The following is a 13,062-nucleotide window of genomic DNA, read 5'->3' on the forward strand; positions in this document are numbered from 1 at the left end:
GCTGCAACCGCATCGTTGGGCGAAACAAATGCCGCAAGTAACCGGCCCATATCGCTGAGGCCCCCCCAATGATCGCGAGCAAGGAGTTCCAGACGTCGAGTTTCTGAGAAAAGCGTTCCCTCTGCGTTCGTTACCTTAAACATAAGTGAACCGATTTCGGTCTCGTTCAGCCCTGATAAATGCGGAATGTCGAGTGGGGTTGAAAGGTCATGAAGATTAAGGCTTTGGCCTGCCGAAAGCCGATCTATTCTCCAGGTTTTTGGCCTGATTACGGGAGGCTGCGCCTCGATGGTCAAATCGAGGTCTTCCAGCGCACTCTCACCATTGTTGCTGAGTGAAAGTGACTTCAGAACTGGCACGTCATTCTGCGCAGAAGCGAAATTCACCCGAAGTGTAGTTTGGAGATTAAGATTGATGTCAAATGTTGCCTTTGACTCTGCATCGTTCTCAGTTTCATTGTCCAGAGCTTGAGTGTCGACCAACGGGTCGGAAGCCTTTTCTTCTGTGCCATCGTTCATTAAATGCCTCCAAAATAATAAATAGTGTGTTCCCCTGCCCTCATAAGATGATGATGATGACATCAGTATGTTTGCCATCAGGGGGATAATGCAACCGAGAAATTCTGCTCCGTCAAGCAACTGTTAGTCGTTAAGAAAAGAGCACCATGCCTATTAAAAAAGGCTCTTTTTTGACGCATGGTGGATGACGTGCGAAGCGGTCTGGCTCGACGATCATCGAACGTCAATGTACGGCTTTTCCATCCATTTAACCTGCACACTTTTTTCGAGCCCCGCGCAAAGCGCTTGCATTGCAAATCTGAGTGCATGAAGCGATAGACCGGAGGGTCGCCACCCTGTGATGGAGCGCGACGCATGATTTAACAGACGGCCAATGAATTCCTCAAGTAAAGCCGCTTAAATGAAGTTACGCCTCAACGATTTCCACGGCCGGACGTGCTCCACCGAGATCCTGAAACGCCAACTGACGACAAGAGAAGACAAGAATCTGTTGATCATGCGCTACACGAGTGAGCGCAGTAAACATTTTGATGATCCGGTCGTCGTCCGAATAGACCAGCGCGTCATCCAAAATGATAGGCATGTGCCGTCCTTGGCGAGCAAAAAGACGGGCGAAAGCCAAGCGAGTCAGGATGGCGATCTGCTCCTTAGTCCCGCCTGAAAGATCGTCAAACGTCTCTTCGGCCTGATCCCGCATCAAGCTGGTGGGCAATAGGCTTTCACTGTCAAAACTGAGTGCTGCGTCTCGGTGCAGGATGGAGAGTAGCGGCTTTAGCTCCTCTTGAACCGGCCCAAAATAGGTGTCCCGCGCTGCGTCGCGCTCGGTGTCCAATGCGCTCTGCAATCTAGTCAAAGAGGCGGCCTGCCGCGCAAAGCGGGCCTCAGTTGCACGGGCAGCCTCAAGTTGCCCCGCCAGCTCATCCCGGTGCTCTTCAATGCCATTTCCGGCCAACGTCCTGATTTGAGACGAGAGCGCGGCCAGATGTTCTCCAATCTGCACACGCTCCTGACGCGCCGCATTGATCGCATCTTCCGCGCGTTTCAATTCAGCTGCGGCGGTATCCAAATCAGGCGCGGCGGCGATCAAGGTGTCTAATGCGGTTCTGGCCGTGACCAATGCCTCGCCTGTCTGTGCTTCAATGCGCAAACGCTCAGCGCGGCGGCTGTCACGTGTCTCTTTTGGACCAGCATCAGCTTTGGCCTGTTCAAACGCCTGCTGCGCCGTCTCTGCAGCGGCTTGGAGTTTGACAGTCGTTTCGCGGGCAAAGGCATGTTCAGACTCGGCTGTACTCTGGTGCCGACGCGCCTCTTCTTCGGCCTCTTGCTCTTTCATAAGAAGCGATTCCAAATCGGTGATGGCGGGAAGCTCATCATCATGCGCTCCAGTTGCCGCCAAATCCGCATCCGCCTTGGCGGTACGCAGCGTTTCAATGCCATTTGGTGCAAGCGTGTCCAAAATCGCCTGCGCCAGGTCCGCTTTTTTCTCTGCCTCTGCCCTCGTAGTGGTCAATATGCGTGCCTCTTGGATGTTCGCTGCACCGCCTAGAGAAAAAAGGTCCTTCAGAACAGATTTTGCCTTTGCCAAACGTGCCTTGCCTTCCTCACCAACCACCTGCGCGTGAATGGTCATCCTCCCGATGCCCGGAAGATTGAGTTTAGTCTCACCATCAAGCGTAACGGACTGATCTGGAGGCACAATCACGCCGTTACGAGTGATGCGGACTGCACTATCGTAAGCAATATTAAGGGTCGTGGCCTGCGCCTCAACAGTGGCCTTTAGATTAGAAACTTCTACCCCCGCCTCTTCGGCAGACTGAAGCCATTCAGGGGTCGCGCTGGACGCCTTGATTATCGCGCGGGCAGCATCGCGTTCGCCCAACGCGGTTTCTGCTTTTTTGATCTGCTTTTCCAGCTGGGCTACCTCTGCCTTGGCCTTCCGCGACGCAATCTGGCGGCGCGTCAAGTCAAGCTGTTTGCGGGCCTCGGTGACAGCCTCAATCGCACCCTTGTGGCGACTTCTCGCTCCGTCCAGAACAGCCTTCAAATTGCGCACCTCAACCATGGCCTCCTTTGCTTCGATAGAGGTTTTTTCCGCCTGCTTTTCTGCGTTTTGCAGCATATCGAGTGCGTTCAAAAAAACATCTAAATCGGACTTTGCACTTTTCGCTTTCAACCCGGCCAAATCACACTCTTGTCGCGCCGCAGCGACAGCTCCGACATGCGCGCGCGCTTTTTCCATTGCTGCTTTTGCCGCCGTGATTGCCTCATCTCGCCGCGCCTTGGCATCGGGATTATCGAGACGTTTCAAAGACGCTTCTGCTTGATTGCGATCTGTCAGGGCTTGGTTGAGCGTTTGGACCTGCGTGGACACGCTGACAAACTCGGCGTCAAGCTCCTCAACCTCATCCGACGCAGATTTCCATGCCCCAGCTTTACGACCTGTTCTGGTCGTAATCTGGCTGAGGCTCTCGGCGACACGACGCATCACGCGGTCCATTCGCCTGCCACCGGTCATGGCGTCAATCTCACCCGCCACCGACGACAAGAGATCGCGGCGGGTTTCCGTCAAGTGCGTCTTTTCCTTGGCACTGTCCGGCTCCAGTCCGACAATGCCCTGACGCACCCACAAAAGCCCGGCTGGCCCCTCGCTTCCAGTGCCCAAAAGGGTGGAAATCCACCGCTCCGCTTCATCGTCTTGCGCAACTGCGACTCCATCAGCCAATCGAGAGATTTTTGCAGATTTGCGAGACAAAAACCGCTTTTCAACGCGAAATGCACCTTCGTCCGTTTCCACATCGGCGGCCACCTCAACCGCGCCCCCTGCATAGGGTTGGAGCGATTTCACCGGCTTGGCAGAGGAGCTGTATTTTTCAAAGAACAGGGCGTAGATCGAATCGAAAAAAGTCGACTTTCCGAATTCGTTTGGCTCGGAAACGACAGTGATCCCATCGCCAATTCCCGTGATAGAGGCACGTTTTCCAGTGAATTTTCGCACATTCGTCAAGTGGAGGGCTAAAAGTTTCATTTACGCCTCCAATGCAAAGGAAAAGAGATGTGACAGCGCAGCTTGGGCCGTCTCGCGTGTCTCTGGCGACAAATTCTCGTCAGTGGCCTCCTCTGCCAGAGCCTCAGCAGCAGCCCGCAAAGCCCCTTGCTGATCAATCACATCGAGATCAGCAGTGTCATGCACAATTCCCAATGCGTCCAGATCCGCCCTATGCCACAAAAAATCTGGTGTAACTTTGGCTATGGCTTTTTCTAGCGCCACGCGACCCAAGGGACCTGAACGACCCGTGACCACCAGATTGAAAAGAGTAAACGCGCGCTCGGATAAGGACGGCAAAACGGCCTCATGCGCCGTCTCACAATCGTCTCCACCTGCTAGGTCCAGCGTGGCACGCTGCCAATTGATGGTCCCCGTTGGCAGCGATGTCACTGCTGCAGGCGCGCTTTTTCCGGCAATCTCAATCAGCAATGCAGACGGCGTCCGAGCGTGCTTGAACCCATCTGCTTCAGGCGCGCCTGAGTACCAAGTTTCAGGTCCGACCTGCAACTGCCCGTGCCAATCGCCCAAGCCGAGATAGTCCAGCCCCGCACGTCGTGCCCGATCTGGCGCTATAACAGAGGACGCGCCCTCTTCGCTGGTGTCGAAATTGGTGACGGAGCCGTGGGCAAGCCCAATCCGCAACGTTTCTCCAGTGGCGGCGTTGTCAAACCAATCAGTCAGATCACGGCCCGGGTGGCGCTCGGTGGGGGGAGCTGGCAATAGGGTCGCCTGCGCGTTCAGAGCATAGGGTTCCGCCTTTAATTGCAGTGCTACATTTGGCGGGGCGTCCTGTATCGCTTGCCGCCAAAGTTCCGTGGCATTCGTGTGATCATGGTTTCCTGGCATCAAAACCCAAGTCACATGATCGGCTGCTCGCATTATATTGAACGCCTGCCGGATAACCGATGGCGCAGGCGTCGTCTGATCAAAAGTATCGCCCGCCAACAAAATATGACTGACTGCATGGTCTCGCGCCAAGGACGCTAATCGAGGCAGGACTTCCGCACGGGCCTGCCTTAGACGGACCCGCACATCTTCAGGAAAGCGCCCGAAAGTTTTTCCAAGATGTAGATCTGAGGAATGAATAAATTTCATTAATTATTTATCTTCCTGCCAAGGCATTTCTTCAGATTTAGAAAATTTAAATTAGCAATTGGCAGCTAAGCTAACTGCAGAGAGTCCGAGCATCAGCGGATCATGTTGGAAGTAAAAAGTCTAGCAGTTGTAATTACCAACCTGAGAGTATCTTAAAAAGCCCGTTTTCCCGCGACCACCTCTAATGTCCGTCGATTGACATTTACCGCCATACATTCTTAGGCGATTGGGTTTCCGGGCGAAGCTTTGTGCGGTCCAACCTATCTGTGGCGTGAGGGAGTGTATTTCTCTATTCAATTTCCGTTTGCTGCGGATAAAGGCTCCCTCTCCGGTCCCTAGGCTTTCCCTCCAGTCTTTCCCCCTCCCCCACCCTTTATCGATCCAATTTTGAGATGTTGAGCAGTTAGGGTTTCATAACTTCCGTGGTGCATTCGTCGCTTATGACGCAGACCGCTTTCCCGATGCTGATCGATCCATTGAGACAGCCACATTCCAGTTCCTCCAACAGGTCCGCCGGTACGCTCATCACGATTGCCCATCCCTGCTCACCGCCACCGAATGCGTCTGCCAGTTGCTTCTGGAACTGACCTTCCGCCACGTTATTCTTCGTCACGTTTCCGCGGGAGAGCGAAACCCCGGTGACCGGTACTTTTCCCTCGTTGGTCTCTCTTTCTTTTTTTCTTTCTTTTTTAATATGGGCGGAACCGCTGTTCCCGTTTTCGGGAACGTTCGTTCCGGTTTTTCGGAACTGTCGTTCCGTATTTAGTCCCGGGATCAGGTAGTCATTTGCCTTGGTGCGCCCTGTGTGAATAAACCTCTTGATGTAGCCCTCATTTTCGAGCCGGGAGATGCATTTTCGCACGCCACGATCTGTCATCGAAAGCTCTTCCGCGATCAATCCGATTGACGGAAAGCACGCACCTTTCTTGAGATTGACCCGCCAGACAAGTCTTTGAAACACGACCTTGTCGGACGCTTTCAGCCGCTTGTCGCAGAATGCCTCGTTTATCTTCAAGAGCTTGTTATATGATGACTTCTTTTTCACAGAGGCGAACGCGCCTCGCGAGTTTCCACTCGCTGCTCTACGATCCAGCGCTCAAGGTCCTCGCGCCTGTAACGAACCGAGCGCCCGATCTTGATGAACGCCGGGCCTTCGCGCCGTGTCGCCGCAACTTCAAGGTACCGCTTCCCGATCCCGTATTCTTCCTCGACCTCTGAACGGGTCAGAAGCTTCAGGTCAGATTGCTCTTTAAGTGACATCCCATACCTCCAGGTAACTTGCCGTTACCCCGAGCTACACTGGCTTGGATTTGGTCCGCATTTGATTGTATTTGAGATTAATTGAGCGAAATCTGACGCTAACTCCGCAGATCGCGGACGCGTTTCATCAACCGGCTCACTTTCGCTTCATGCGATGCGCCGGGGATTTCATCCCCATGCTGATCAACCAGATCCACGACGGCACCATGAACCGTTAGACCTTCACTCTCATCCAGCCTTTCGAGTATCACATCAACAAATGGTGCATCTTTTGCTGCATATCCACCTCTTCCACGCGGGCGCCCAAGCTTCGTTGCCTTCGAGCTGAACCATTCGCCGGGCAAGTCGCGGGTCAGCAGAAACCAGTCGTTGGGAAAATCGGTAGGATCGTATTTCTCTTCCTTCCAGCGATCAGGGTGCAACAGGCGCCCGCCGGGGAAAAGTTCTTCTACGACAAGCATTCGGCCCTCGCGCAACGCGGTTTCCAGCGCTCCATCGAGTTCTCCGGATAGCACCAGACAAGCATTCCGAAACGCCAACCAGTCTCGTCCGATTTCATAGCACCGCCACTCAACCGCCCAATCGGGCTCTTCTCGATCTGGAACGTCGATAATACCAAGTGTTTCGATTTCTTGCGTTGATGGCCGATGAGCCAAAGTGACCGGCTTCTTCTGCGCCAGTCGGTAGGCCAGCGCATCACTGATCTGACGGGAGAGGCCTGGAACAGGTCCGACTGGGCCCAAGAGTGCCTTTCTGAAAGCCACTTCACCCTTGGACGAGGAATGCGCCCACGATACGTGCGCGCCATGGAGGGTCGTCTGCCGAACACCTGAAGGCAGCAGGTCTGCCGATATGCGCTCCAGAGCCTCGGACGTTGCCGACGGACCAATTCGGTCAACTGCCGACAGCGCCTTCTGTGCCTCAGACAGTAAGACCCATGGAGGCTCATCCTGACGAGGATGCAGCGTCGCTCGTCCTGCCATGATCATATCGTGCGCTTGCTCCTCTGGCAGATCTCGAGGTTGGCCTGACGCCTTTCCGCAATCATCCACGGGAAGAACTGTGATCATGATGACGTCCGCAGTGAAAGCTCGGCGCAGGCCGTTTCCATTGCAGGGCGCAATGCATCGAGCGAAGGTTTCGTGTATCGCTGGCCAGTGACAGAAAGCGGCGTGTGGTTGAGCAGTCGTCCAACGATCTCTTCGAGGACACCCGCTTCCATGGCCACTGTCGCAAAGGTGCGCCTGTGGGCATGCGGACTCCACCGGAGCCTCTTTGGTGAGTTGAGACGGCCGTCCGGTCCCTTGGGTGACGGAAAGACCCATCTGCGATCAAGACCCCTGACCGGCGCCAGTATCTCGTGGTGCCGCTGCAGGATCGGAAGATCGAAGCTCCGGCCGTTCTTGGTCATGGGCAAATGGATGTGATCCTCATGGACGTTTTGCCATTCCAGCGTGAAGGCTTCGCTCTTGCGCAGGCCGGTAAAGAGGACCAGCTCGTAGAAAACCTGGTGAATGGGATTATCGAGGCCATCAATGGTCAGCCGCCACTGCTTCAGGTCGTCAATGATCTCGCCGGAGGGCCTTTCCTCGTACCACTCGATGGCCATCGTCGGGCACTCGGACAGGTCGTGGGTCCTGCGCGCGTGGTTCCAGACGGTTCTGAAATACTTGAGCGTGTGATTGGCCGCAGACGGCGTCCTGGCCATCGATCGGTGGCGATCGACAACCATGGCCTTGCTGATCTCGTCCAGCGGCAGGCGCATCCAGTCCTTGAGGTGCTTGTCAAACTGCCCCCGAACGGTCAGCCTGTGATGCTCTGACCGGATCTTTGGCCGCGCGAGATAGCTCTCCATGGACGCTTCAAGTGTGGGCGCACCAATCTGCACCTGCCGCCCTGCCCCGCGTGCCATGTCCAGAGCAAAGCCCATGGCCGTCTGCCTTGCGGCCTCGGCCGAGATCGTGGGATGGCGGCCAATCAGGATCCGCTTCGTCTGCCCGCCAACATCCTTCTGGAAATACCAAGTCCTGGACCGCTTTCCTACGAAGAGAACGAGGCCCTTGATCTCGCTGTCCCAGTACTTCTGGGTGCCGGTTTTTGCAGGTGGAACCTTGCGAGCGTACGTCTCTGTGAGCTTTGGCATTTTGTCTGCTTTTTGTCGGAAACGGTATGAAAGTACACGCAACATGACGATGCTGGGTGCAAAACATTCTTCAACAAAATGAAATGATTAGCAAGAGCGTGCAACACGATGAAACTCAAATCATTTCCTTGGAAGGCTGAGGTCTTACCATTACACAACGCCCGCTCAACAAATCGAGGTAGTATTTCATACCCATGGGGGCGTCAAGTGGAACCATTCAAGGAGTGTGGCGCATAGCAAACGCCATCGAAATCGAAGGCTAGTACAAGCGGTTTCATAGCCCCGTCAGATACCCGACCGCCACTTCGTTCATCCCTAGTAATCGGCATTTACCTCGTGGAGGATAGAAGCCGACACGGAATCGTGGTTCTCGTCGAGAAAAGACCGGTAGCGTTGCCGCTCGGCGCGTGGTGATTTTCCATAGATGCATTCGTAGTGCTTCTTCAAAATCTGTGTGGTCCCGAATCCGCAATATGCAGCGACTTCGATCAAGCTGTGATCGCTGTATTGTAGAAGCTGTCTTGCCCGCGACAAGCGAATATGGCGATAGAACTTCTCAGGTGACACACCCAGTTCGGCCTTGAACTGGCGTTCGAGCGCGCGGATGCTGGCCCCTAGATGAACTGCAATGTCTTTGATGCGAACGGGTTCGCTGATATTTTCGTTCATCATTGCGATCGCCTGCAATAACAGCCTGTTCGAGGTGCCATAGCGGATATGCGGAAGCACGTTAAGACTGTCGCGACCGTCGCGGATACGGTCAATCACCATACGCGTGGCTACGTTGAGGGCGAGCGCCGCACCCAGCTCCCGTTCCAGCATGGCCAACATCATGTGCGCGCTGGCGGCCCCGCCTGCACAGGTCGAAATCCGCTCGCCCGCCTCGAAGATGTTTTCCGTCACTGTTATTCGGGGGAACATCTCTCGAAGCCGCGGTGTGTCTTCCCAGTGAGCAGCACACCGTTTATTGTCAAGCAGGCCGGTGCGCGCCAGCACGTTCACGCCGGACGACACGGCCCGGATGCGCCCACCCTGCCGATAGTGAAAGCGCAGCCATTTCTCAGCAGGTTCCGTGGTGACGGGATCGGCATGACTTCCCGCCAGCACCACGACGTCGCCCAAAGTGCCGACCTGTTCGAGTGTCAGGTCGACGACACAGGCGACGCCGTTCGAAGCAGTTACCTGTTGCTCTCCGCAACCGATCAGGGACCACGAGAAATGATCCCGCCCCATGACGATGTTGGCGCTTCGAAGAGGCTCAAGTGCGGCTGAAAAGGAATAGTGCGAATAGCCGGGCAGAAGCAGAAAAGCGACGTGACGCGTTTTGCCGGATGTTGTCATGCCATCTTTAGAGAATGATTTGTACATCTGTCCCATTTTCTCTGCCTTTCTCAAGCCGCTCATTTCTGGCCAGATTCACTTGCTCTCCTGCGACGCCTTCAGCACTGACAATACATCCGTCTCATTCAATGAATCTGGATGACCCGAAGCGGTGGGGTCGACCACCGCCATCGCGGCCAACGCCTTGCACCGGCAGTCATCGGTCACGCCACTCGCCTTGATCCCGTTTGGGATGCCGATCTCTGCCCTCAAGCGCGGACAAACTTCCGAAAGCCATCAAACCCAGGCTCGGGAAGTTGCCGCCAGGAGGCCCGACGCGCAGCCAAGACCGAGGACAGACCACCCCTTCGTCACGGCGACATTGCTCGGTCAACATTTGACCCGGTTCATTTTCGGGTCGTAAAGCGGGCCGAGCTGAACCTCACACGAGATCCGGTCGGTTGCGACCTCAAGCTCGTAGTCACCGCTCAGGACGTGGTCGTAATCGATGACCTCGTCCGAGCGGACATATCCATACCCGATGGATTTTCCGACAGTGTAGCCATAACCTCCGCTGGTCAGCCAGCCGACACGCTTGCCATTCCGATAAATGGTCTCGCGGCCCGACAGAACGACCTCCGGGTCAGTGGTGAAACAGGCGAGAATCTTCTTCACGCCTAGATCGCGCTGTGTTTCGGCGGCCGCGCGGCCCTTGAAATCGACGTTCTTTTTCAGCTTTACGGCCCAGGCCAGGCCGGCCTCCGCCGGGGTGTGGTCCGCACCGATATCGGACGCCCAGGCACGATACCCCTTTTCCAGCCGCAGGCTTTCGATAGCGCGATAGCCCGCATCGCGCAGACCGTGCGCAACGCCTGCGTCCATTAACGCGTCATAGACGGCAGTTGCATACTCCACGGGCAGGTGAAGCTCCCACCCCAGTTCGCCAACATAGGTGACGCGCAGCGCCTTGACCGGGCAGCCTGCGATGCCGATCGTTCTTGCGGTACCGAACCTGAAAGCCTCGTTCGAAATGTCGTCGCGGGTCACGGCCCCGAGGATGTCACGTGCCTTTGGCCCCATCAGGGAAAGCACCGCGTAGGAAGAGGTCACGTCGACCAGCTGCGCATTCATCCCCTTTGGTATGTTGCTGGAGATCCAGTCGAAATCATGGGTCGCGTAACCGGTCCCCGTGACGATATAGTATTCATCCTTCGCCACGCGCACGGCGGTCAGATCACACTCGATCCCGCCCCGGTCGTTCAACATCTGTGTGTAAACGATAGACCCGACCGGCTTGGCCACGTCATTGGCCGCAATCCAGCTTAGCGCGGCCTCGGCTTCGGGGCCCTTGAGTGTGAATTTGGCAAAAGAGGTCTGATCGAACAAAACTGCCGCTTCGCGGCAGGCCTTGTGCTCCTCGCCCACGGCATCGAACCAGTTCTGACGGCCGAAGCTGTAGACATCCTTGGGTTCCATCCCGTTCACGGCAAACCAGTTTGGCCGTTCCCAGCCCAGCTTTTCGCCAAAACAAGCGCCCTTTGCGGACAGTTTGTCGTAAAGCGGAGATTTGCGGCAGGGGCGACCCGAGCTATGTTCTTCAAATGGCCAGGCCATCGTATAGTGCTTGCCATAGGCCTCGACCGTACGGGTGCGCACCCAGTCGGTATCGAAATGCGGCCGCCCAAAGCGGCGAATATCCACCGGCCAGAGATCGAAAGGCGGCTCGCCCTTGGCGACCCACTCGGCCAAGGCCATGCCAGCACCGCCGCCTGCGGCGATGCCATAGGCGTTAAACCCGGCACCCACGAAGAAGTTCTTAAGTTCCGGCGCTTCGCCGAGGATGAAATTGCCGTCCGGTGTGAAGCTCTCGGGCCCATTGACCAGCTGCTTGATCCCGGCGGTTTCCAGTGCCGGAACGCGCCCCATGGCCAATTCCACCAGTTGTTCGAAATGATCGAAGTTTGACCCCAGCAGCGTGTAGTGGAAGCCCTTGGGGATGCCGTTTACTGCCCAGGGGATCGGGTTGGGCTCGTACCCGCCCATCACGAGACCGCCGACTTCCTCCTTGTAATAGGTGAGCCGGTCAGGATCGCGCAGTGTCGGCAAGTCGGACGTGACGCCGTCGATCTGTTCGGTCACCATGTATTGGTGCTCCATCGGCACCAGAGGCACGTTGACACCCACGGTCTGGGCAAATGCCCGCGTCCACTGCCCCCCGCAAAGGATCACCTTCTCGCACTCAATGAAACCTTTCTCGGTCGTAACACCTTTGATCACGCCGTCCTCGAGTTCAATTTTTGTAACTTTGGTGTCCTCAAGGATCGTGGCACCGGCCTGGCGTGCGCCCTTGGCGAGCGACAGGGTGATGTCCGATGGGTTGGCCTGCCCGTCGGTGGGCATGTAAGCCGCGCCGACAACATCATCGACCGTCATCAGTGGCCAGAGGTCTTTGGCCTCGGACGGGGTCAAAAGCTGCATTTCGAGGCCGAAGGAATGGGCCGTTGTCGCCTGCCGCTTCACCTCGGTCCAGCGCTCTTCATTACAGGCCAGCCGAAGCCCGCCGTTCATTTTCCAGCCGGTCGCCTGACCCGTTTCCGCCTCGAGCTTGGTGTAGAGATCGACCGAATACCCCAGCAGTTGGGTGATATTGGCATTCGAGCGCAGCTGACCGACAAGGCCCGCCGCATGGAAAGTCGTACCTGACGTCAGCTTTTTGCGTTCGAGCAGCACCACATCCGTCATGCCAAGCTTGGCCAGGTGATAGGCTGTTGAGCAGCCGACAATACCGCCGCCAATGATGACAACCTTGGCGCTGGAAGGAATTGAACTCATAACGTCCTCACATATTTTGGAAATCCGACAGCGCTGTGTCAAATCGCTCTTGGTTTTTGGCAGTGTATTGTCGGTAGTCAAAATCGATCTCAGAGTGGATTTCTGACACCATGCTCCACATTGTTTCACGCAGCAGCGAGGCACATTTCATCGCATGATATTGATGCGACAGCTGATCGGTCAGCGGAGTCTCGAAGTAACTCTCTAGCATCCAGCGCTCTTGCGCCGGGCTCAGCCCATTGTTGGAGGCGAGGCCCGCCAGATCAAACAGCGGTGAATTGAAGCCGCCATATTCCCAATCCAACAACCACAACCGGCTGCCGTCATCCAGAATATTACCAGCCAGCAGATCGTTGTGCCCCAGTACCAGCTGCACCGGCCCAACCGCCTGTTCCAACTGGTCGGCTGTTGCCAAAAACGGCTCTAATAAGGGGAGATAGGTGGATCTTCCGTCCCGCAGTGTCGCCGCATAGTCACGTAGGACATGAAACACCCAGAACATCAGAACCGGGCCACGCAACGCCTGCTTTGCCCCGGTGTGGCAGTGTTTCAACAGCGGTAAAATGCGTTCCAGCATGGCATCCTGCCGCACCGCGTCTTCGTCCAAAGGCCCGGCATCGATGAACTCCAGCACCATGATGCCGGGTTCAGAATGTACGACACGCGGCGCTGCCCCAATTGCATGGGCTGCCCTGTGCACAGCCAGCTCATTGAACCGCATGATCTGGTGGATTGGAATGTCCTGCCCTACTCACACTACATAGCGGCAGTTTTGGTCCGTTAGCATGACGTTGAAATTGGTAATCCCACCACTAAGCAACGCGGCCTGATGTGGCGCCTGCCAGATC

The 13,062-nt window shown here is 56.0% G+C and carries 10 protein-coding genes; all 10 read right to left on the reverse strand.

What is annotated here, in order from left to right:
- Positions 1 to 518 (reverse strand): hypothetical protein (locus QZ522_RS13280; RefSeq protein WP_294612361.1); only part of this gene is annotated, 518 nt, incomplete at its 3' end.
- A gap of 406 nt (positions 519 to 924) precedes the next feature.
- The gene (locus QZ522_RS13285) at positions 925 to 3,543 is read right to left on the reverse strand and encodes a hypothetical protein (protein ID WP_294612363.1); all 2,619 of its coding nucleotides are present in this window, start codon (positions 3,541 to 3,543) and stop codon (positions 925 to 927) included.
- On the reverse strand, positions 3,544 to 4,659 hold the full coding sequence (locus QZ522_RS13290) for a DNA repair exonuclease (protein ID WP_294612366.1): 1,116 nt from the start codon (positions 4,657 to 4,659) through the stop codon (positions 3,544 to 3,546).
- Between the two features lie 403 nt (positions 4,660 to 5,062).
- Positions 5,063 to 5,704 (reverse strand): helix-turn-helix domain-containing protein, encoded by a 642-nt coding sequence (locus QZ522_RS13295; protein ID WP_294612369.1) that lies wholly within the window; start codon positions 5,702 to 5,704, stop codon positions 5,063 to 5,065.
- A complete protein-coding gene (locus tag QZ522_RS13300; protein WP_294612372.1) occupies positions 5,701 to 5,919 on the reverse strand; it encodes a helix-turn-helix domain-containing protein in 219 nt (72 codons plus the stop codon). The genes QZ522_RS13295 and QZ522_RS13300 overlap by 4 nt, the downstream gene beginning before the upstream one ends.
- A gap of 98 nt (positions 5,920 to 6,017) precedes the next feature.
- The gene (locus QZ522_RS13305; RefSeq protein ID WP_294612375.1) at positions 6,018 to 6,989 is read right to left on the reverse strand and encodes a hypothetical protein; all 972 of its coding nucleotides are present in this window, start codon (positions 6,987 to 6,989) and stop codon (positions 6,018 to 6,020) included.
- Complete coding sequence (locus QZ522_RS13310) at positions 6,986 to 8,062, reverse strand: integrase family protein (RefSeq protein ID WP_294612377.1); 1,077 nt, start codon at positions 8,060 to 8,062, stop codon at positions 6,986 to 6,988. The genes QZ522_RS13305 and QZ522_RS13310 overlap by 4 nt, the downstream gene beginning before the upstream one ends.
- Positions 8,063 to 8,377: 315 nt before the next feature.
- A complete protein-coding gene (locus QZ522_RS13315; protein ID WP_294612380.1) occupies positions 8,378 to 9,466 on the reverse strand; it encodes a GlxA family transcriptional regulator in 1,089 nt (362 codons plus the stop codon).
- 306 nt (positions 9,467 to 9,772) lie between these two features.
- Positions 9,773 to 12,214, reverse strand: coding sequence for an FAD-dependent oxidoreductase (locus QZ522_RS13320; RefSeq protein WP_294612382.1), 2,442 nt, complete (start codon positions 12,212 to 12,214; stop codon positions 9,773 to 9,775).
- A 7-nt stretch (positions 12,215 to 12,221) separates the two neighbouring features.
- The gene (locus tag QZ522_RS13325) at positions 12,222 to 12,935 is read right to left on the reverse strand and encodes a phosphotransferase (RefSeq protein ID WP_294612384.1); all 714 of its coding nucleotides are present in this window, start codon (positions 12,933 to 12,935) and stop codon (positions 12,222 to 12,224) included.
- Between the last annotated feature and the right edge of the window lie 127 nt (positions 12,936 to 13,062).

The sequence above is a fragment of the uncultured Roseovarius sp. genome, assembly GCF_913054395.1.
Lineage (GTDB): Bacteria > Pseudomonadota > Alphaproteobacteria > Rhodobacterales > Rhodobacteraceae > Roseovarius.

Excerpts from the sequence above, each read along its gene's own strand:
- QZ522_RS13285 (WP_294612363.1), bottom strand. The coding sequence starts at position 3,543 with ATGAAACTTTTAGCCCTCCACTTGACGAATGTGCGAAAATTCACTGGA.
- QZ522_RS13290 (WP_294612366.1), bottom strand. The coding sequence starts at position 4,659 with ATGAAATTTATTCATTCCTCAGATCTACATCTTGGAAAAACTTTCGGG.
- QZ522_RS13300 (WP_294612372.1), bottom strand. The coding sequence starts at position 5,919 with ATGTCACTTAAAGAGCAATCTGACCTGAAGCTTCTGACCCGTTCAGAG.
- QZ522_RS13305 (WP_294612375.1), bottom strand. The coding sequence starts at position 6,989 with ATGATCACAGTTCTTCCCGTGGATGATTGCGGAAAGGCGTCAGGCCAA.
- QZ522_RS13310 (WP_294612377.1), bottom strand. The coding sequence starts at position 8,062 with ATGCCAAAGCTCACAGAGACGTACGCTCGCAAGGTTCCACCTGCAAAA.
- QZ522_RS13315 (WP_294612380.1), bottom strand. The coding sequence starts at position 9,466 with ATGAGCGGCTTGAGAAAGGCAGAGAAAATGGGACAGATGTACAAATCA.
- QZ522_RS13320 (WP_294612382.1), bottom strand. The coding sequence starts at position 12,214 with ATGAGTTCAATTCCTTCCAGCGCCAAGGTTGTCATCATTGGCGGCGGT.
- QZ522_RS13325 (WP_294612384.1), bottom strand. The coding sequence starts at position 12,935 with ATGCGGTTCAATGAGCTGGCTGTGCACAGGGCAGCCCATGCAATTGGG.